At 65.6% G+C, this 19,576-nt stretch carries 13 protein-coding genes; 6 read left to right on the top strand and 7 right to left on the bottom strand.

Annotated features, from left to right (window positions below):
* The first annotated feature begins 152 nt into the window (after nucleotides 1-152).
* The 5 genes from pepN to J2T47_RS16550 all read left to right on the top strand — a co-directional run bounded on the left by pepN (nucleotide 153) and on the right by J2T47_RS16550 (nucleotide 10,602).
* Nucleotides 153-2,810: an aminopeptidase N gene (gene pepN, locus J2T47_RS16570; protein WP_253448891.1), complete on the top strand. Its 2,658-nt coding sequence runs from the start codon at nucleotides 153-155 to the stop codon at nucleotides 2,808-2,810.
* Nucleotides 2,811-3,298: 488 nt separating this feature from the next.
* Nucleotides 3,299-5,266 carry a DUF1302 domain-containing protein gene (locus J2T47_RS16565; protein ID WP_253448888.1) on the top strand — a complete coding sequence of 656 codons (1,968 nt, stop codon included), beginning with the start codon at nucleotides 3,299-3,301 and terminating at the stop codon, nucleotides 5,264-5,266.
* A gap of 74 nt (nucleotides 5,267-5,340) precedes the next feature.
* Nucleotides 5,341-6,708 carry a DUF1329 domain-containing protein gene (locus tag J2T47_RS16560; protein WP_253448885.1) on the top strand — a complete coding sequence of 456 codons (1,368 nt, stop codon included), beginning with the start codon at nucleotides 5,341-5,343 and terminating at the stop codon, nucleotides 6,706-6,708.
* A gap of 481 nt (nucleotides 6,709-7,189) precedes the next feature.
* Nucleotides 7,190-8,206 (top strand): WD40/YVTN/BNR-like repeat-containing protein, encoded by a 1,017-nt coding sequence (locus J2T47_RS16555; RefSeq protein WP_437180988.1) that lies wholly within the window; start codon nucleotides 7,190-7,192, stop codon nucleotides 8,204-8,206.
* Nucleotides 8,207-8,220: 14 nt separating this feature from the next.
* Nucleotides 8,221-10,602 carry an efflux RND transporter permease subunit gene (locus tag J2T47_RS16550; RefSeq protein ID WP_253448879.1) on the top strand — a complete coding sequence of 794 codons (2,382 nt, stop codon included), beginning with the start codon at nucleotides 8,221-8,223 and terminating at the stop codon, nucleotides 10,600-10,602.
* A gap of 179 nt (nucleotides 10,603-10,781) precedes the next feature.
* On the opposite strand, the gene J2T47_RS16545 is transcribed toward J2T47_RS16550, so the two are convergent.
* Nucleotides 10,782-11,579, bottom strand: a complete 798-nt coding sequence (locus J2T47_RS16545) for a cyclase family protein (protein WP_253448876.1) — start codon at nucleotides 11,577-11,579, stop codon at nucleotides 10,782-10,784.
* 112 nt (nucleotides 11,580-11,691) lie between these two features.
* Between J2T47_RS16545 and J2T47_RS16540 the strand changes: the two genes are divergently transcribed.
* Nucleotides 11,692-12,108 (top strand): carboxymuconolactone decarboxylase family protein, encoded by a 417-nt coding sequence (locus J2T47_RS16540; protein WP_253448873.1) that lies wholly within the window; start codon nucleotides 11,692-11,694, stop codon nucleotides 12,106-12,108.
* 482 nt (nucleotides 12,109-12,590) lie between these two features.
* Here the strand turns inward: J2T47_RS16540 and J2T47_RS16535 are convergent, their stop codons facing one another.
* The 6 genes from J2T47_RS16535 to J2T47_RS16510 are packed head-to-tail and all read right to left on the bottom strand — an operon-like array spanning nucleotide 12,591 to nucleotide 19,576.
* A complete protein-coding gene (locus J2T47_RS16535; protein WP_253448870.1) occupies nucleotides 12,591-13,676 on the bottom strand; it encodes an alpha/beta hydrolase fold domain-containing protein in 1,086 nt (361 codons plus the stop codon).
* Between the two features lie 37 nt (nucleotides 13,677-13,713).
* Nucleotides 13,714-15,357 carry a BatD family protein gene (locus J2T47_RS16530; protein ID WP_253448867.1) on the bottom strand — a complete coding sequence of 548 codons (1,644 nt, stop codon included), beginning with the start codon at nucleotides 15,355-15,357 and terminating at the stop codon, nucleotides 13,714-13,716.
* Nucleotides 15,354-17,114, bottom strand: a complete 1,761-nt coding sequence (locus tag J2T47_RS16525) for a VWA domain-containing protein (RefSeq protein WP_253448864.1) — start codon at nucleotides 17,112-17,114, stop codon at nucleotides 15,354-15,356. The genes J2T47_RS16530 and J2T47_RS16525 overlap by 4 nt, the downstream gene beginning before the upstream one ends.
* Nucleotides 17,111-18,145, bottom strand: coding sequence for a vWA domain-containing protein (locus tag J2T47_RS16520; RefSeq protein ID WP_253448861.1), 1,035 nt, complete (start codon nucleotides 18,143-18,145; stop codon nucleotides 17,111-17,113). The genes J2T47_RS16525 and J2T47_RS16520 overlap by 4 nt, the downstream gene beginning before the upstream one ends.
* Nucleotides 18,138-18,635, bottom strand: coding sequence for a DUF4381 domain-containing protein (locus tag J2T47_RS16515; RefSeq protein WP_253448858.1), 498 nt, complete (start codon nucleotides 18,633-18,635; stop codon nucleotides 18,138-18,140). Before J2T47_RS16515 ends, J2T47_RS16520 begins: the two co-directional genes overlap by 8 nt.
* Entirely contained in the window at nucleotides 18,632-19,576 is a 945-nt protein-coding gene (locus J2T47_RS16510; RefSeq protein ID WP_253448855.1) for a DUF58 domain-containing protein, read from the bottom strand. Before J2T47_RS16510 ends, J2T47_RS16515 begins: the two co-directional genes overlap by 4 nt.

Below are 19,576 nucleotides of genomic sequence, written 5' to 3'. Positions count from 1 at the left end.
GCATTGAATTTTCGGGCCAGAGCTCTCATCTAGAGAGAAACGCATCCAGGGATAGATGCGTTCCCGACTCGCCCGCGCCGACTCCAATCGCTAGAGTCAGTATTCCTCCGGCCGGCCCATCCCGCCTGCCGCCTTCCAAGGGGCCAGAAGCCATGCGTACCGAGCAACCGAAAGTCATCTACCTCAAGGATTATCAGGCGCCCGAATACCTGATCGACGAGACCAACCTGACCTTCGAGCTGTACGAGGACCACACCCTGGTCCACGCCCAGCTGGTGATGCGCCGCAACCCGGAGCGCGGCGACGGCCTGCCGCCGCTGGTGCTCGACGGCCAGCAGCTGGAGCTGCTGTCGCTGGCGCTGGACGACCAGGCCCTCGAAGCCGGCCAGTACCAGCAGGACGAGAATCACCTGACCCTGCAGCCGACGGCGCAGACCTTCACCGTCGACAGCACCGTGCGCATCCACCCGGAAAGCAACACCGCGCTGGAAGGCCTGTACAAGTCCGGCAAGATGTTCTGCACCCAGTGCGAAGCCGAAGGCTTCCGCAAGATCACCTATTACCTCGACCGCCCGGACGTGATGAGCAGCTTCACCACCACGCTGTCGGCCGAGCAGCACCAGTACCCGGTGCTGCTCTCCAACGGCAACCCGGTGGCCAGCGGCTCGGAAGAGGGCGGCCGCCACTGGGCGACCTGGCAGGATCCGTTCAAGAAGCCGGCCTACCTGTTCGCCCTGGTCGCCGGTGACCTCTGGTGCGTGGAAGACCAGTTCACCACCCTGAGCGAGCGCGAAGTCACCCTGCGCATCTATGTCGAGCCGGAGAACATCGACAAGGTCCAGCACGCCATGGACAGCCTGAAGAACTCGATGCGCTGGGACGAGAAGGTCTACGGTCGCGAGTACGACCTGGACATCTTCATGATCGTCGCGGTCAACGACTTCAACATGGGCGCCATGGAGAACAAGGGCCTCAACATCTTCAACTCCAGTTGCGTGCTGGCCAAGGCCGAGACCGCCACCGACGCCGCGCACCAGCGCGTCGAAGGTGTCGTCGCCCACGAATACTTCCACAACTGGTCGGGCAACCGCGTGACCTGCCGCGACTGGTTCCAGCTGTCGCTCAAGGAAGGCTTCACCGTGTTCCGCGACAGCGAGTTCTCCGCCGACATGAACTCGCGCACCGTCAAGCGCGTCGAGGACGTGGCCTTCCTGCGCACCAATCAGTTCGCCGAGGATGCCGGCCCCATGGCGCACCCGGTGCGCCCGGATTCGTTCATCGAGATTTCCAACTTCTACACCCTGACCGTCTACGAGAAGGGTTCGGAAGTGGTGCGCATGATTCACACCCTGCTGGGCGCCGACGGCTTCCGCAAGGGCACCGACCTGTACTTCGAGCGCCATGACGGCCAGGCCGTGACCTGCGACGACTTCGTCAAGGCCATGGAAGACGCCAACGGCGTCGACCTGACCCAGTTCAAGCGTTGGTACAGCCAGTCCGGCACCCCGCGCCTGGCCGTGGAGGAGAGCTTCGACGCCGCCGCGCAGAGCTACACCCTGACCTTCCGTCAGAGCTGCCCGGCGACTCCGGGACAGAGCGAGAAGCAGCCCTTCGTCATCCCGGTGCAGATGGGCCTGCTCGACAAGCTGGGCAATGCGCTTTCGCTGCGTCTGCAGGGCGAAGAGCACGCCCATGGCAGTGATCGCGTGCTGCAGGTGACCGAGGCCGAGCAGTCCTTCACCTTCGTCGGTCTGGCCGAGAAGCCGCTGCCGTCGCTGCTGCGTGGTTTCTCCGCGCCGGTGAAGCTGAGCTTCCCCTACAACCGCGACCAGCTGATGTTCCTCATGCAGCACGACGAGGACGGCTTCAACCGCTGGGAAGCCGGCCAGCAACTGTCCGTGCAGGTCCTGCAGGAGCTGATCGGCCAGCACCAGCGTGGCGACAAACTGGTACTCGACGAGCGCCTGATCACCGCCTTCCGCACCCTGCTGCTGGATACCGGGCTGGATCAGGCCATGGTCGCCGAGATGCTCTCGCTGCCCAGCGAGGCGTACCTTACCGAGATCAGCGAAGTGGCGGATGTCGAGGCCATCCACGCGGCCCGCGAGTTCGCCCGCCAGCAGATCGGCGCGGCGCTGCATGAGCCGTTGTGGGAGCGCTATCAGGCCAACCGCAAGCAGTCCCGCGAGACCGCCTACGTCGCCGAGGCGTCGCACATCGCCCGCCGCAGCCTGCAGAACATTTCCCTGTCCTACCTCATGCAGAGCGGCAAGGCCGAGGTCCTCGCCGCCTGCCAGGAGCAGTACAAGGATTGCGACAACATGACCGAGCGCCTGACCGCGCTGGCCGTGCTGGTCAATTCGTCGTTCGAGACCGAGAAGGGCGAAGCACTGGCGATGTTCGCCGACTACTTCAAGGAAGACCCGCTGGTGATGGACCAGTGGTTCAGCGTCCAGGCCGGCTGCACCCTGCCGGGCGGGCTGGAACGTGTGCAGGAGCTGATGAAGCATTCGGCCTTCACCCTGAAGAACCCGAACAAGATCCGCGCCCTGATCGGCGCCTTCGCCAACCAGAACGCGGTGAACTTCCATCGTGCGGACGGCGCCGGCTACCGCTTCCTGGCCGACCAGATCATCACCCTCAATGCGCTCAACCCGCAGATCGCCTCGCGCCTGCTGACCCCGCTGACCCGCTGGCGCAAGTACGCACCGGCGCGCCAGGCGCTGATGAAGGCGGAGCTGGAACGTGTCCTCGCGTCCGGCGAGCTGTCCAGCGATGTATACGAAGTGGTCAGCAAGAGCCTCGCGTAACACTCCCGCCGCGCCCCGTCCCGGGGGCGCAATGTACTGTCGAAAAGGTGTTACCAACTTTTGTTGGTAACACCTTTTTGTTACCTATCGGAATTAATCGATATCATTCTTATCGCTTTGTGATAGTGGGCGAAAAACACCGATGTGTCTGCGTCGCGCCTTCAGGGGCCGATTGCGCCATGCGGGGTGCTAAATGGCGCAATCGGCGACTTGATTTGGTCAGTGAACGACCAGTCACAAAAAGTAGCGCGCAGATTCTTTATTTTTTGTAAGCAGATTCGGATACATCGGTGCTGTTGGCACTGGGGTTGCACCGACGGACCCCGCTTAGCCTTTGCCCGTCCGATGGGGCGGGAGGCATGTCGAGCACCTTGGGGGAGTTTCCTTCAGATCGACGACAACAAGGCCGTGGAGTAACGGCTGAAAACGGTGAACCGCCCGCAGTGGCGGCACCGCCAAAGAATGATCAGTCCATGGAGTGAGTCCTAATGGAAATCCCAGTTCGCAAGCCCGTCTTGCGTTATGCGCCTGCTCGTGCGGGCTTTGCCCTGGCAGGCATCCTGCCGCTGCTGATGTCCGCCCAGGCGACCGCCGTGGAGTTCAGCTTCCTCGACAACGAAGTCTCCGGCTCGCTGGACAGCACCGTTTCCTACGGCACCCTGTGGCGCGTACAGGGTCAGGACAAGACCAACAACGACATCAACGGCAACGACGGCAACCGCAACTTCGACACCGGCCTGGTTTCCGAGGTGTACAAGATCACTTCCGACCTGGAAGCGACCTACAAGAATTACGGCCTGTTCGTGCGTGGCTCGGCTTTCTATGACACCCAGATCATGGACAAGCGCAACGACTACTACGACAACAACCATCCGGCGCAGCCGAGCCAGACCTACCCCAACAGCGACCGCTTCACCAGCGAGACCCGCGACGCCGCCGGTAACCGCGCCGAGATCCTCGATGCCTATGTCTATGGCAACTGGGATGTGGCCGACCACCCGCTGACCGCGCGCCTGGGCCGCCAGGTGTTCAACTGGGGCGAGGGCATCTTCTACCGTGGTGGCGTCAACACCACCAACCCGGTGGACGCTGCCAAGTTCCGCCTGCCGGGCGCCGAGCTGAAGGAAGTGCTGATGCCGGTCGAAGCCGCGAGCTTCAACATCGGCCTGACCGACAACCTGTCGATGGACGCCTTCTACCAGTGGAACTGGAAAGAAACCCGCATCGACCCGGTCGGCACCTTCTTCTCCGAGACCGACCTGTTCGCCGACGGCGGCAACACGGCCTACACCACCGTGGGTGCGCTCTCCAATCCGCTGTTCCAGACCCTTTACCCGCAGCTGTCCGCTGCCAACGTGGGCGGCCTGCAGGGCACCAGCTACCTGGACTCCAACGGCGTGTTCAAGGTCGCCAACGTCGGCAAGGACATCAACGCCAAGAACGATGGTCAGTTCGGCGTGGCCTTCCACTACGTGGCCGAAGAACTGAACTCCACCGAGTTCGGCTTCTACTTCGTGAACTACCACTCGAAAGAGCCGACCATCTACGCCGACCTGAACAGCGATTACGCCGGTGTGAACCTCGACCAGCTGGCCGGCATTGGCGGCTTCACCTCCTACGACCAGCTGGTGAGCGCGGCTGGCGGCGGCAACGCCCTGGCCGGCCAGGTGCTGAGCCTGGTCAACGGCGCGACCTCCGTGGACGTGGCCAACCAGGTCAACGCCCGTCGCGAGTACGTCGAGAACATCCGCATGTACGGCTTCAGCTTCAACACCACCGTGGGCGATGCCTCGGTGTTCGGTGAACTGGCCTACCGTCCGAACCTGCCGATCGGCATCGCCACCACCAACGACCTGCTGGGCGACCTGCTGGTCCAGGCTCCGGGCCTGGCCAGCGGCAAGACCGTGAACATCGGTGGCGGTCAGGTCTCGATGAGCGACCAGATCCACAACTACGAGCGCGTCGAGGCCTTCAACACCTCGCTGGGTACCATCTACAACTTCGGCCCGTCGCTGTCCTTCGACTCGCTGATGGGCGTGGCGGAACTGGCCTCCGAGCACCTGCGCGGCAGCGACCTGAAGTACACCGCGTACGACGGCAGCACCCGCTACTACTCCGGCCGCAGCAACGGCGCCTACATCTCCGGCTACGACCGCGACGATCAGGTGAACAAGAACGCCTACGGCTACACCCTGCTGCTGTCGGGTACCTGGAACGACGTCTTCGCCGGCGTGAACATCTCGCCCTACGCCGTCTACAAGGACGACTTCGAAGGCAACTCCTACCAGACCGGCAACTTCATCGAAGGCCGCAAGGCCTACACCCTGGGCGTCAAGGCGACCTACCTGAACGCCCTGGAAGCCGAGCTGCAATACACCGAGTTCTACGGCGCCGGGCAGAACAACGCCGCACGCGACCGCGACAACGTGGGCTTCAACGTCAAGTACTCGTTCTAACGAAAACAGATCCTATGAAAGCCGCGCGGCGGGGTGCAGAAGTACCCGCCGCGCACATCTCACGGAGAAGCAACATGCGCAACATGCGTACCCTGGTCGGCGCCGCAGTGGCCCTGGCCCTGTCCGCCGGCAGCGCCCTGGCGGCGGTGTCCCCGCAGGACGCGGCCAAGCTGCAGTCGAACCTGACCCCGCTGGGCGCGGAAAAGGCCGGCAACGCCGCCGGCACCATCCCGGCCTGGACCGGCGGCATCACCCAGGCGCCGGCCGGCTACAAGCCAGGCCAGCACCACATCGACCCGTTCGCCGCCGACAAGCCGCTGTACACCATTACCAAGGCGAACCTGGACCAGTACAAGGCCAACCTGACCCCGGGCACCCTGGCGCTGTTCGCCACCTACCCGGACACCTTCCAGATGCCGGTGTACCCGAGCCGCCGCAGCGGTTCGGCGCCGCAGTGGGTGTACGACAACACCTTCAAGAACGCCACCAGCGCCAAGCTGGCCGAGGGCGGCAACGGCTTCGTCGATGCCTTCGGCGGCATCCCGTTCCCGATCCCGCAGAACGGCGTGGAAGCGGTGTGGAACCACATTGCCCGCTACCGCGGCACCTACGTCGTGCGTCGCGCCTCGGAAGTGGCCGTGCAGCGCAACGGTGATTACTCGCTGGTGACCTCACAGCAGGAAGCGCTGTTCAAGTACTACATCCAGGGCAAGAGCTTCGCTGACCTGAACAACCTGCTTTTCTACTACCTGTCGTTCACCAAGAGCCCGGCTCGCCTGGCAGGTGGTGCCGCACTGGTCCACGAGACCCTCGATCAGGTCAAGGAGCCGCGTCAGGCCTGGGGCTACAACGCCGGCCAGCGCCGCGTGCGCCGTGCGCCGAACCTGGCCTACGACACCCCTATCGCTGCCGCCGACGGCCTGCGTACCGCCGACGACACCGACATGTTCAACGGCTCGCCGGACCGCTACGACTGGAAACTGATCGGCAAGAAGGAAATGTACATCCCGTACAACAACTACAAGGTTTCCAGCCCTGAGGTGTCGTACAAGGATCTGCTGACCCCGAACCACCTGAACCCGAAGTACACCCGCTACGAACTGCACCGAGTGTGGGTCGTCGAAGGCACCCTGAAGCCGGGCGCGCGCCACATCTATTCCAAGCGCGTGCTGTTCCTCGACGAGGACAGCTGGGGCGCCGCCGAAGTCGACCAGTACGACGGTCGCGGCGAGCTGTGGCGTGTATCGCTGGCCTACCTGAAGAACTACTACGAGCTGCCCACCACCTGGACCGCTCTGGATACCTTCCACGACCTGCAGGCCCGTCGCTACCACGTACAGAACCTGGACAACGAAGAGCCGAGCACCATCGACTTCGGCCAGGCCGTACCGGACGACTCCTACTTCAGCCCGTCCGCACTGCGTCGCCGCGGTACTCGCTGAGTCAGTCGCTTCAATAAAAAGCCCCGCCTCGGCGGGGCTTTTTCTATTGGCGGGTTTGAACTTCGTAGGAGCGAGCTTGCTCGCGAACCCGCCCAGTTGCGGAGTCGCCGGCTGAGTGGCTCGCGAGCAAGCTCGCTCCTACAAAAAGAATCCGTGCCTCGGCGAGCCTCGTCATCGGCGGTCGAAGAACTTGTCGGATTCGCTCTGACAGAAGCACAAAGTGTTACCGCTTCACCCGCTGCAAGCCCCTGAACGTGCGGCTTTCGGCTGAGGTGGCAATTTGCACTCATCCTTTCGAGTGAGGCGGTCAGGGCTTAACAAAAGATAACGTGCCGTTAATTGTCAGCCCCGGAAAAGGCTGGCTATATAGCTCCAAACTACATACCGCCTGCATAAGAAAAAGAGGTAAAGGCATATGCGTGAGCCCCTGTGGCGCACTTCGAGCGAGCAGCCCGTATCGGGAGTGCGAAGCTCCTTCCCGATGTCGCGCAAGACGGTTTCCCTGCTCGGCGCGTTTTCCTTCCTGATGATGTCCCTGGCTCCGCTGCACGCCGTTGCCGCAACGGACGCCGCCAGTGATGCCAATTCCATCGTTTCCGCCAAGGCCTCCAGCAGCCTGCTGCTGAGCATCGCCCATGCCGGCAAGCGTCTGGTCGCGGTGGGCGATCACGGGCACATCCTCTATTCCGACGACGCAGGCAAGAGCTGGACCCAGGCCACCGTGCCGACCCGCCAGCTGCTGACCTCGGTGTTCTTCATCAGCGACAAGAAGGGCTGGGCCGTCGGCCATGACGCCCAGGTCCTGGCGACCACCGATGGCGGCACCACCTGGGTGCGCCAGTTCGAGGACCTCAAGCGCGAAGCGCCGCTGCTGGACATCTGGTTCCAGGACGAGAACCACGGCATGGCCGTGGGCGCCTATGGCGCGCTGCTGGAAACCACCGATGGCGGCCAGCACTGGGAAGACGTCAGCGACCGCCTGGACAATGAAGACCAGTACCACCTCAACGCCATCACGGCGGTGAAGGATTCCGGCCTGTTCGTGGTCGGCGAGGCGGGCAGCATGTTCCGCTCCAAGGACTGGGGCGAGACCTGGGAGAAACTCCAGGGCCCGTACGAAGGCTCGCTGTTCGACGCCACCGGCACCACCCAGGCCGGCACCGTGCTGGCCTACGGCCTGCGTGGTCACCTGTTCCGCTCCACCGATTTCGGCGGCACCTGGCAGCAGGTCAGCCTGCCCACCGCCAATGGCGGCGAGCTGGAGTTCGGTCTCTCCGAAGGTAGCCTGCTGGATGACGGCACCATCGTCGTCGTCGGCCATGGCGGCAGCGTGCTGGAGAGCAAGGACGACGGCGTCAGCTTCAGCGTCGTCAACCGTCCGGATCGCCTGTCCCTCGCGGGCGTGAGCGCGGCCGGCAATGGCAACCTGGTCCTGGTCGGCCAGGGCGGTATCCACCTGGCTTCGGCGACCGGCGCCGAGCTGACAGAACAACAATAAGCCGGGGAGCCGCAATGAACGCTCTGAACAAGCATCAACAGGACAAGGCGACTTTCCTGGAACGCATCATCTTCACCCACCGGCCGTTCGTGATCATCGCGTGCCTGCTGGTGACCGTCTTCCTTGCCTGGTCGGCCACGCAGGTGCGTCCGTCCACCAGCTTCGAGAAGATGATCCCGCTGCAGCACCCGTTCATCCAGAACATGCTGGAGCACCGCAACGACCTGGCCAACCTCGGCAACACCGTGCGCATCTCGGTGGAAGCGGTGAATGGCGACATCTTCACCAAGGAATACATGGAGACGCTGCGGCAGATCCATGACGAGGTCTTCTACATCCCCGGCGTCGACCGCTCCGGCATGAAGTCGCTGTGGAGCCCGAGCGTGCGCTGGACCGAGGTGACCGAGGAAGGCTTCGCCGGTGGCGAAGTGATCCCGCAGACCTACGACGGTTCCGCCAAGGCCCTGGACCTGCTGCGCAACAACGTGCTCAAGTCCGGCCAGATCGGCCGCCTGGTGGCCAACAACTTCAAGTCGAGCATCGTCGACGTGCCGCTGCTGGAGGTCTACCCGGACCCGAAGGACCAGGGCAAGCTGATGAAGCTGGACTACCGCCAGTTCTCCCATGAACTGGAAGAGAAGATCCGCGACAAGTACCAGCTGCAGAACCCCAACGTGAAGATCCACATCACCGGCTTCGCCAAGAAGGTCGGTGACCTGATCGACGGGCTGCTGATGGTGGTCGGCTTCTTCGGCATCTGCTTCGTCATCACCCTGGTGCTGCTGCTGTGGTTCACCAAGTGCGTGCGCTCCACCATCGCCGTGCTGTCCACCACGCTGGTGGCGGTGATCTGGCAGCTGGGCCTGCTGCACATCATTGGCTTCGGGCTGGATCCGTACTCGATGCTGGTGCCGTTCCTGATCTTCGCCATCGGTATTTCCCACGGTGTGCAGAAGATCAACGGGATCGCCCTGCAGTCCAGTGACGCGGAAACCCCGCTGCTGGCCGCCCGCCGTACGTTCCGCCAGCTGTTCCTGCCGGGCATGATCGCGATCCTCGCGGACGCCGTGGGCTTCATCACCCTGCTGGTGATCGACATCGGCGTGATCCGCGAACTGGCCATCGGCGCCTCCATCGGCGTGGCGGTGATCGTGTTCACCAACCTGATCCTGCTGCCGGTCGCCATCTCCTACATCGGCATCAGCAAGAAGGCGGTGCAGCGCAGCAAGGAAGACGCCGTGCGCGACCATCCCTTCTGGCGTGCGCTGTCCAACTTCGCCAGCCCGTCCGTGGCGCCGATCTCCGTGGTCATCGCCCTGGCGATGTTCGCCGGCGGCATGTGGCAGGGCCATCACCTGAAGATCGGCGACCTCGACCAGGGCGCGCCGGAACTGCGTCCGGACTCGCGCTACAACCTGGACAACGACTTCATCATCCGCAACTACTCGACCAGCTCCGATGTGCTGGTGGTGATGGTGGCGTCCGAGGCCGAAGGCTGCTCCACCCACAAGACCCTGTCCGCCATCGACGAGCTGGCCTGGCGCCTGGAGAACACCCAGGGCGTGCAGTCGGCCATCTCCCTGGTCACCGTCTCCAAGCAGATGATCAAGGGCATGAACGAAGGCAACCTGAAGTGGGAGTCGCTGTCGCGCAACCAGGACGTGCTGAACAACTCCATCAGCCGCGCCGAAGGCCTGTTCAACAGCAACTGCTCGCTGGCGCCCCTGCTGGTGTTCCTCAACGACCACAAGGCCGAGACCCTCGACCGTGCCGTGGCCGTCGTGCAGGACTTCGCCAAGGCCAACGAGAAGGACGACCTGAAGTTCAAGCTCGCCGCCGGTAACGCCGGTATCGAGGCTGCCACCAACGACGTGATCAAGCACTCGGAACTGACCATCCTGATCCTGGTGTACATCTGCGTGGCGGTGATGTGCCTGATCACCTTCCGCTCGGTTGCCGCGACCCTGTGCATCGTGCTGCCGCTGATCCTCACCTCGGTACTGGGCAACGCGCTGATGGCCACGCTGGGCATCGGCGTGAAAGTGGCGACCCTGCCGGTGATCGCGCTGGGCGTGGGTATCGGCGTGGACTACGGCATCTACATCTACACCCGCCTGGAGTCCTTCCTGCGCCAGGGCCTGTCCCTGCAGGAGGCCTACTACGAGACCCTGAAGTCCACCGGTAAAGCGGTGCTGTTCACCGGCCTGTGCCTGGCCATCGGCGTCGCCACCTGGATCTTCTCGGCGATCAAGTTCCAGGCCGACATGGGCCTGATGCTGACCTTCATGCTCCTCTGGAACATGTTCGGCGCCCTATGGCTGCTGCCGGCGCTGGCGCGCTTCCTGATCAACCCGGAGAAGGTGCGTCAGAAGAAGGCTTCGATCCTGGTTCACTGATCGACGCGCAAGCCATGAAGAACGCGGCCCTCGGGCCGCGTTTTTTTATGGCCTTCGGACTGGGACTCGGAGCCGCCGGTGGGTCATTGCGGACGGAGTCCGCTCCTACGATGCATGAGGTCACGTAGGAGCGGACTTCGTCCGCGATTGGTTTCGCTTCACTCTGACCTATCGGAGGCTCACGGCAGGATGGCGAACACCCGCGCCGGGAAGCCGGTGCCCTCGGCGATCTTCGGGAAACTCACCACCGCCAGCGCGCCGGCCTCGGGAACCTTGTCGAGGTTGGCGAGCAGTTCGATCTGGTAGTGGTTGGTGCCGAGGATGTAGGACTCCAGCGAGTAGTCATCCTTGCTGGTGGCGATGCCCGGATCGGTGTCGGTGGTCTCGTGGCCGGACGCGGTGATCTTGCGCGTCTCGTAGAGGTACACCAGTGCCTCCTTGCTCCAGCCCGGGTAGTGCGCCACGCCCCTGGCGTCCTGGTTCTGCATCTTCGCCTGATCCGGCCAGCGCTGGGACCAGTCGGTGCGCAACGCCGCGAAGGAGCCTTCCGGCACCGCGCCATGCCTGGCCTCCCAGGCCTGCACATCGGCGAGGGTGAGCACGTAGTCGGGGTTCTTCGCCACCTGCTCGTGGATGTCGAACACCACCAGCGGCAGGAACTGTTCCTTCACATCGAGCTGGTCGACGCTGCGCAGGCCCTTGTGGAAGTGCACCGGCGGGTCGACGTGGGTGCCCCACTGGCCGACATGGCTGTACAGCTCCACCTGGAAGCCATCCTTGTCCACGCTGTAGAGCGTCTTGCGGCCCATGGGCTCGAAGCCTTTCCAGTGCGGAGTGTTGCTGTCGAACGCGTGGGTCAGGTCGACGAAGGTGTGCTGCTTGAGGCTGGCGTAGGTGTCCCACAGGCCGGGCTGGGCAGCCTGGCTCGCGGCGGGCAGCAGGGCGGCGGCGAAGAGCAGGGTGGGGAGGCGTTGCATGGGTCTGATTCCTTGACGGGGATGGGAGAAAGCGCCTTATCTTTCTCCATCGTTCGTTCCGCCATCCAATTCTGAATTCTGCTTTTCTTATTCCTTTTCGTCAGGAGTCCCCATGTCCTTCCAGCTCATCGAGTATGCCGAAGCCAGTCCCGAAGTCCGTGCCGTCTACGACGACATCATGGCGACCCGCAGGATCGACTGGGTGAACAACTTCTGGAAGGCCCTGGCCAACCACCCGCAGACCCTCAAGCGCACCTGGGAAAGCCTCAAGGACGTGATGGGGCCAGGGCAGCTGGATCCGCTGGTGAAGGAGCTGATCTACGTCGCCGTCAGCGTCACCAACAACTGCAACTACTGCATCGGTTCCCACGGTGCGGCGGCGCGCAAGGCGGGGATGGATGACGGCATGCTCGGCGAGCTGATGGCGGTGGTGGCGATGGCCAATGAGACCAATCGGCTGGCTATCGGTTACCAGGTGCCGCTGGATGATGTGTTCAAGGGGGCGGTGATGGAGAGCAGCGCCAACTGAGTCGGCTGGACCCTGTAGGAGCGGGCCATGCCCGCGATCTGTCGGCAGGGCCGACGTTTTTCTGGTGTTGCAGGTTTGCTGCTTTGGCTTGGGCATTTCTGCGCCGCTTCGGCGTGCGCGCGGGCATAGTGTTTCGCCCCCTCGGGCGACCTACTTTGGAAAGACCCAAAGTAGGCAAAGGTCTCGCCCCTGGCATCCGGCTTTTCGCTTCGCAAAAAGTACCCTCGGTTCTTCGGAGTTCCAGGGGCCCGCGTTGACGGGCCATCCCTGGCCCGACAACGCTCTCGCGACATCCATGTCGCTCAACCCCTGAAACTCCGATCACCTTCGGCCTCCTGAAAGGGGCACTCCGGAGCGTGCGGACAATTCTCTGGAAGTCTTTAGGAGCCAGAGCCAGAGCCAGAGCCAGAGCGGCGTAGTTCTTCGTAGGATCGAGGGGGACGCCTGGTTCTTGCTCGCGAACCCGCCACGCGTCCGAACCCTCAGGGGTGGGATGGGGACAACCGCTGAATCGCCTTCACCGGCGTCCCGTCGCTCCAGCGTCCCATGGACAGTTGCGCCGGCCCGCCACCCAGCGCGTAGTCGCGGTCCTGGCCGTAGAAGGCCGCATCGCACAGCGCATCGAACAGCTTCCAGGGTCCGAACCAGTCCATCGCATCGGTTGCCAGCGCGTTGTGCGCCGACGGTTGGCCCTGTTTCAGCCGCTGCTTCACACGCTCCTGCACACGGTTGAGCAGCCAGCTGGAAGAGTCGCTGGGCGGATAGCGCGGGTCGAAGCGCGGTGCGGTCGGTGCGGCATGGTTGGCCAGTAGCGGCGGGCTGCCATGGCGGTCGCTGCGCAGCAGGAGCAGGTCCTTGTCGCGTGGTGCGACCTGGGTGCTCTCGGCGTAGACGCGCCGCGCGTCGTCGCAGGCGACGCGTTCGTCCTCATCACCACAAACCGCCAGCAGCAAGGTGCCGGCGGGAATGTCTGCCAATGGCTCCAGCGGTACCTGGCGCCAGCGCGGGCCGCTGCTCTTCCCCGGCTCCACCGCCATCAGCGCCCGTGGTTGCGGCACGCCGAGACGCTGCCAGGAGGCAGCCAGGCCGCTGGCGATCAGCCCGCCGGCGGAGTGGCCGACGTAGGCGACGTGCTCCAGCTCCGGCTTCACCCCCAGCTTGCCCGCCTGCAGATCGGCGAGGGCGTGGCGCACGGAATCGGCGGCGTTGGGCAGGAACTCTGCCGCCGGCGTCTTCAGCGTCGCCTGGTAGCGCGGGTAGATGAGGATGGCGCCGCGCCGGACGATGTGCTCGATCCAGGCGCGGTAGAGGTCGGGTTGCATGACGCTCCAGCCGTGGGTGAAGACCACGACAGGCGCGCTGGACGGGGCAGGGCGGTCCGGGGTGAATACCCAGTATTCGTTGCCCTCGGTGTTGAAGTGCCACTGGCGCACGTCGGCGTGGGCGTAGTGCGAACCGCCGGGGCCCTGCAGTGGCTGGGCCGGCGGCAGGATGTCGGCCGCCAGGAGCGGATTGCAGATCAGCAGCAGGCCGGCGGCCAGCGCCGGAATCAGCCGGTGGACGGGCATGGAGGCACCTCTGGCAGGGATGCCTCCAGCATAGCCGTCAGCGCGGGTAGAGCGGCGGCAGGCTGCTGGCTTCCGGCGCTGGCGGCGCATCCGGGTCGGCGCCGGGCAGGGTGCGGATGGCGCGCCAGAGGTCTTCGCCCTGCCAGTTGCGACCGCCTTCGCTGTCGCTGTAGAGCGCGCCGTTGAGGCCATCCAGCGCGTCGGACAGCGGCACGAAGCGCGCCGCCATGTCGGCCAGGGTTTCCGGCTGCTGGCGGGCCCAGGCATCCAGCGCCTGGCGGGTGGCGTGGGAGTCGTTGGCCTGGCAGGCGCGGCGCAGTTCGTCGAGCAGCGTGCGGGTACTCGGGCCGGCCTGCGCCACGCGAATCACCGCCGGCTGGCTACGGGCGCGCCACCACAGGCCGAAGCCGAGCAGGGTGGTCAGGCTGAGCAGCGCACAGGCGAGCTGCCAGGGCCACAGCAGCACGTCGCTGACGAGCGTTTCGCTGGGCGCAGCAGGGGGCTCGGCGTGTTCTTCCAGTTGTGCGTTGGCGGCGACCTGCAGCGTCCGTGCCGGCAGGCTGGTGCGCTCGACGCGGCGCTCCTGGGTGTTCCACCAGACGACTTCCACCGGCGGCAGTTCCAGCGGACCGGCCTTGTCGGCGATCAGCGCTTCACGCTCCTCGCGGCTGCCGATCATGCCCTGGTCGCTGGCTTCGTTGGCCAGCTGCGGCTGGTCCGGGTAATGGCGCAGGCCCTCGGGCAGGGTGATCGGCAACGGTGGCAGCTGGGCACTGGAGAGCCCCTCGACGCGCAGCATGATGTTGCGGGTCAGCGACTCACCGGCCTTGGCTTCCTCGGGTTGCGGGCTCCAGGTCTCGGTCAGGCTGAGTGAACGGGCGGGCAGCCATGGCGCGTCCTTGGGATAGTCCGCCGGTTTGGGGGCGACCTGCAGCGGGATGCTCGGCGAGACCACTCGAATCTGTTTGCCCGTTGGCGGGCCGAAGGGGTTGTTGTCCTCGTTGCGGCGTTGCGCGACCTGGGTGGCATTGAAGGTCTGGCCGGGGATTTCCAGGGTGCCGCTGTTCTGCGGGAAGATCGCGTAGCGCACTTCGATCACGCCGTGGCGAACGCCGTTGATGTCCTTCTCGTAAGTGCGCGGCTCGCCCAGTTGCTCGACGCGGGCGTCGTTCATCCGCAGCGGGCTGAGGCTGCTGTCGTCGTACAGCGACACCGAGTGGTAGATGCGCAGGGTGAGGATCACCTGAGCCTGCACCCAGCTTTCCTCGCGGTCGACGCTGGCGTCGATGAACACCGGGGCGAGCTTCTGGCCCTCGGCGCTGTCCTCGGCCTTGAGCACGTCGAGGCTGATCGGTTCGCTGGCGTTGCCACCCAGGTGGATCGGCGGGATTTCCACCTTGCCTTCGTTGCGCGGCTGCAAGGTGATGATCCAGCGCGTGGTGGCCTGGGATTTGCCGTTGAGCGTGGTCAGGCGATTGACCTGGCGGGTGCCGAGTACCACGAACTGCTCGTCCAGCGGCTTCAGGTCGGGCTTGCCGAACAGCGTGGGGTCGTCGGACTCCAGCGTCAGTTCGACGCTCTCGCCCTGATTCAGGCGCGCGCGGTCGACGCTGGCGGTGAGGCTGGCTTCGGCGTGGAAAGCGGCGAGGCAGAGCAAGGTCAGGCAGATCAGCCTTTTCATGGGTTGGTTTCCTGGCGCTGCTGCTGTTGCTGGTACCAGAACTTGCGGCGCAACAGCTCGGACGGATCGTCGGGAATCTGCCGCAGCCACTGTTCCAGGGCCTGACGGCGCTCGTCATCCAGTGGACCGGCATCTTCCGGGTTGGTTTCCTGTTCTTCGCCGGCATCCTCGCCGGGCTTATCGCTCTGGCTGGCGGAGGGGCGGTCGGCCTCCTGCGAAGGGTTCTTCGCCGCCGGTGCCGGCTGCGAGTCGCGTTCGCTGGAGTGTTCTTCCTCATGCTGCTGATCCTGCGGCTTGGCGGCCTGGGGGTCGTTGCTCTGGGCAGGGTCCTGGTTCTGCTGCGGTGGCTGGTCGGTGCCATCGCCTGCGGGGTTGTCCTTGCGCTGGCGCAGCAGGTCTTCGAGCAGTGCCTTGTTGCGCTTGGCCGATTCCAGTTCGGGATCACGTTCCAGCGCCTGGTCGTAGGCGTCGATAGCGGCCTCCAGTTCGTTCTGCTTTGCCAGGGCATTGCCGCGGTTGTAGTGGTCCGCGGCGTCATCGCCCTGGGCAAAAGCCTGGGCGGCATCGACGTAGTCGCCGGCGCGGTACAGCGCCAGGCCCTTCCAGCGGAAGTCGTCGAAGCGCTCGGCGGCTTCGGCGGGGTGCCCGGCGTCGAGCAGGCGCTGTCCCTGCTGGTCCGGACGCAGCCAGAGGTCGTTGAACTCGAAGGCGTTGGCGTCCTGCGGTGGCGCCCAGAGCAGCGGCAGCATCAGCGGCAGGCTGAACAGCCAGCCGCGGCGGCCGGCGCAGGCGGCGAGCAGCAGTAACGGCAGCAGCAGCCAGTAGCCCTGGTCCGCCCAGCGCTGCAGGCGCAGCAGGGCATCCTCTTCGCTCACCTGCAGCCCCTGGGTGCTGTCCAGCAGGCCGAGGGAGCGCAGGTCGCTGCTGCTGGCGCGCAGACGCTGGAAGCGCCCACCCATGTCGGTGGCAAAGGCGCGTAACGAGCTTTCGTCCAGGCGCGGCACGAGGATGTTGCCCTGGTCGTCCTTGAGGAAGGTGCCGTCTTCCTGGGCGATGGGGGCGCCGCCGGGGGTGCCCACGGCGAGCAGCAGCAGGTCCTTGCCCTTGCCTTTGAGTGCCTGGCGGATGCCCTGGCGTTCACGGGCGTCCAGGGCACTGGTGATCAGCAGGATGCGGCCGTTGCCCTCGGCGCCGTTGTCCAGCAGGCGGCGCGCCTGGGCCACGGCCAGGTCGGCGCGCTCACCCGGCTCGGGCATGATCGATGGCTTGAGGGCGTCCAGCAGGTTCTGCGCGGTGCCCAGGTCATTGGACAGCGGCACTAGCGTATGGGCGCTGCCGGCGTAGACGACGATGGCGGTCTGCGCGTCGCTGCGGCTCTGCAGCAGGTCGAGCAGCTTGTGCCGGGCCTGTTCCAGGCGCGTCGGCTTGAGGTCGGTGGCGAGCATCTGCGGGGTGAGTTCCAGCACCACCACCAGCGGGTCGCTGCGCTCCATGGTCGGTTGTTCCACCTGTTCCCAGCTCGGGCCGAGCAGGGCAAGGACGGCCAGCAGCCAGGCGATGCCGAGGTAGATCCACGGGCGGCGCTCATGGCGGCCGCTGCCGCCGGACAGCAGCCAGGGATGGAAGGCCTGGGGCAGCAGCAATTGCCAGCGGCCGGCGCGGCGTTCGCGGTGCCAGAGTTTCCACAGCAGCCAGCCGAGCGGCAGCAGCAGGGCCAGCCAGAGCGGGTGCAACAGGTGCGGCCAAGTATGGCTCATGGCCGGCGCTCCTTCTGCAGGCGCGCCATCCAGGCCGGCCAGCGCCAGTCCTCGGGTGGCCACAGGGTGCCGATGACCAGCGCCGCGCTGATCAGCAGGGCCAGCAACAGCGGCCAGCGGTACAGTGCGATGGCCGGGCGCGCCTGGGTCGGCTTCTGCTCCACCGGTTCGAGCTGGTCGAGGCTGTCGGAGATGCGTTGCAGCTCTTCGCCGTTGCGCGCACGGAAGTATTCGCCGCCAGTGCTTTCGGCGATGGCCTTGAGCGTCGGTTCGTCCAGGTCCAGCCCCGGGTTGAGGCCGAACAGCCCGGCGACGCCGCCCTGTTTGGGATCGGCGCCGATGCCGATGGTGTAGACCTTCACCTGTTCTTCGGCGGCGAGCCTGGCGGCGGTCTGCGGGGAAATCTCGCCGGCGGTGTTGGCGCCGTCGGTGATCAGCACCAGCACGCGGCTCTCGGCCGGGCGCTGGCGCAGGCGCTTGACCGCCAGGCCGATGGCGTCGCCCAGGGCGGTGTCCTTGCCGGCGATGCCGATCAGCGCCTCGTCCAGCCAGATGCGCACGGTGTGGCGGTCGAAGGTCAGCGGCGCCTGCAGGTAGGCGCGGGTGCCGAACAGGATCAGCCCGACACGATCACCCCGGCGGCCTTCGATGAAGTCGCCGAAGAGCTTCTTCACCAGGTCCAGGCGGCTGACTTGGGCGCCGTCCCAGGTCATGTCGGCGTAGTCCATGGAGCCGGAGACATCCACTGCCACCAGCAGGTCGCGGCCGGTGGCCGGGATCGGCAGCGGGTCGCCGACCCACTGCGGGCGCGCGGCGGCCAGCAGCAGGCAGAGCCAGAGCAGGGCGAAGGGCGCCTGCTGGCGCCAGGCCGGCAGGCGGGCGCGTGCGCGGCGGCCGGCGAGGCCTTCGAGTTCCTTGAGGAAGCTGACCTTGATCGCCGCTTCACCGTTGTCGGCCGGCGGCAGGATGAAGCGCATCACCCAGGGCAGCGGGGCGAGCAGGAAGACCCAGGGCCAGGCGAACTCAAACATGCTTGCGCACCCAGGTTTCCACCGAGGCGGCGAGGCCGTCGATGGCCTTGTCGTCCAGCTTGCACTCGGCGCGGTAGCCGCCCTCCACGAGGATCATCCAGCGGGTCAGGCCGGCGGCCGGGCAGCGCGTATCGAGGAAGGCCAGCCAGGCGCGGCCGCTCAGGGTGTGGCTGTGGCTGTCCGGCCAGCGCGCCCGCGACAGGCGCTTGAGCAGGCCATTGAGCGCCTGCAGCCAGGGGCCGGCCGGAGCGCGGTCGTAGGGGCGCGGCAGGCGCTTGAGTTCTTCCAGCGCGGCTTCGCGCAGTGGGTCCAGCGGCACCTCGACGACGACCTTGGCCTTGCGCCGGGGCAGCCAGCGCTGGCGTTGGCGCCACAGCGCCCAGAGCAGCAGCGGAACCAGCGCGGCGAGCAGCCACCAGCCCGGCGCCGGCGGCCACCACGGCACTGCAGCGGGTTCGATCAGCGGTTGCAGCTGGTCGAGAGGGTTCATTTCGCGTAGCCCGGCTGGTGCTGTTCCAGCAGGTTGCGCAGCTGTTCCACCAGTTCTTCCTGGGTGCTCAGCGGCAGCAGCGGCACGCCCAGGCGCAGGGCCAGACGCTGCCAGCGCTCCCGGCGGGCTTCGCCGAGGGCGCGGTAGGCAAGGCGTTGCTCGTCGATGTGGGTGTCCAGTTCCAGCTGCGCCTGGCCCTCGGCGAACCTCAGCAGCCCGGCAGCGGGCAGGGCGTGGTCGAGCGGATCGGAGACCGGCAGCATGACCAGGTCGGTGTGCCGTGCCAGCAGCGACAGTTGCTGTTCGGCCACTTCGCTGAGCGCGCGCTCGTCGCAGATCACCATGATCAGGCTGCCGGGGCGCAGTACCTCGCGGGCGCGGCGCAAGGCCATGCCGAAGCCGTCGCCGCTGTGGCTGAGGTGAGAGCCGGCGAGCAGGGCGTTGTTGGCGCGCACGATCAGGTTGAACAGCTGCAGCAGGCTCTGCTTGCTGCGCCGTGGCTTGATCTCATGGCATTCGCTGTCGGTGAAGACCAGCCCGCCGATACGGTCGTTGTGCGCCAGCGCGGCCCAGCCGATGAAGGCGGCGGCACGGGCGGCGAGCACCGACTTGAAGCTCAGGCCGGAGCCGAAGAACAGCCGGGTGCTCTGCTCGACCAGGACGAACACCGGACGCTCGCGCTCCTCATGGAACAGCTTGGTGTGCGGCTCCTGGGTGCGCGCGGTGACGCGCCAGTCGATGGTGCGCACGTCGTCGCCGGCCTGGTAGACGCGCACCTGATCGAAGTCCACGCCGCGGCCGCGCAGGCGCGAGTGGTGCAGGCCGATCAGCGGGCTGCGTCGCGAGGGCGTCGAGAACAGCTGGACTTCGCGCAGGCGGTGACGGATCTCGATCAGCTCGCCGAGCGAAACGGCCACGCCGGGCGCCAGGACGTTGTGCAT

The organism is Pseudomonas nitroreducens, assembly GCF_024170165.1.
GTDB classification, from domain to species: Bacteria; Pseudomonadota; Gammaproteobacteria; order Pseudomonadales; family Pseudomonadaceae; genus Pseudomonas; species Pseudomonas nitroreducens_C.
The sequence above is the reverse complement of the archived record's forward strand: the minus strand, read 5'-3'. Positions and strand labels throughout refer to the sequence as shown.

What these genes read in the sequence shown, in the direction of transcription:
- pepN (WP_253448891.1), top strand. Translation starts at nt 153, where the DNA reads ATGCGTACCGAGCAACCGAAAGTCATCTACCTCAAGGATTATCAGGCG.
- J2T47_RS16510 (WP_253448855.1), bottom strand. Translation starts at nt 19,576, where the DNA reads ATGCACAACGTCCTGGCGCCCGGCGTGGCCGTTTCGCTCGGCGAGCTG.
- J2T47_RS16525 (WP_253448864.1), bottom strand. Translation starts at nt 17,114, where the DNA reads ATGAGCCATACTTGGCCGCACCTGTTGCACCCGCTCTGGCTGGCCCTG.
- J2T47_RS16540 (WP_253448873.1), top strand. Translation starts at nt 11,692, where the DNA reads ATGTCCTTCCAGCTCATCGAGTATGCCGAAGCCAGTCCCGAAGTCCGT.
- J2T47_RS16530 (WP_253448867.1), bottom strand. Translation starts at nt 15,357, where the DNA reads ATGAAAAGGCTGATCTGCCTGACCTTGCTCTGCCTCGCCGCTTTCCAC.
- J2T47_RS16535 (WP_253448870.1), bottom strand. Translation starts at nt 13,676, where the DNA reads ATGCCCGTCCACCGGCTGATTCCGGCGCTGGCCGCCGGCCTGCTGCTG.
- J2T47_RS16520 (WP_253448861.1), bottom strand. Translation starts at nt 18,145, where the DNA reads ATGTTTGAGTTCGCCTGGCCCTGGGTCTTCCTGCTCGCCCCGCTGCCC.
- J2T47_RS16515 (WP_253448858.1), bottom strand. Translation starts at nt 18,635, where the DNA reads ATGAACCCTCTCGACCAGCTGCAACCGCTGATCGAACCCGCTGCAGTG.
- J2T47_RS16545 (WP_253448876.1), bottom strand. Translation starts at nt 11,579, where the DNA reads ATGCAACGCCTCCCCACCCTGCTCTTCGCCGCCGCCCTGCTGCCCGCC.
- J2T47_RS16550 (WP_253448879.1), top strand. Translation starts at nt 8,221, where the DNA reads ATGAACGCTCTGAACAAGCATCAACAGGACAAGGCGACTTTCCTGGAA.
- J2T47_RS16555 (WP_437180988.1), top strand. Translation starts at nt 7,190, where the DNA reads ATGTCGCGCAAGACGGTTTCCCTGCTCGGCGCGTTTTCCTTCCTGATG.
- J2T47_RS16565 (WP_253448888.1), top strand. Translation starts at nt 3,299, where the DNA reads ATGGAAATCCCAGTTCGCAAGCCCGTCTTGCGTTATGCGCCTGCTCGT.
- J2T47_RS16560 (WP_253448885.1), top strand. Translation starts at nt 5,341, where the DNA reads ATGCGCAACATGCGTACCCTGGTCGGCGCCGCAGTGGCCCTGGCCCTG.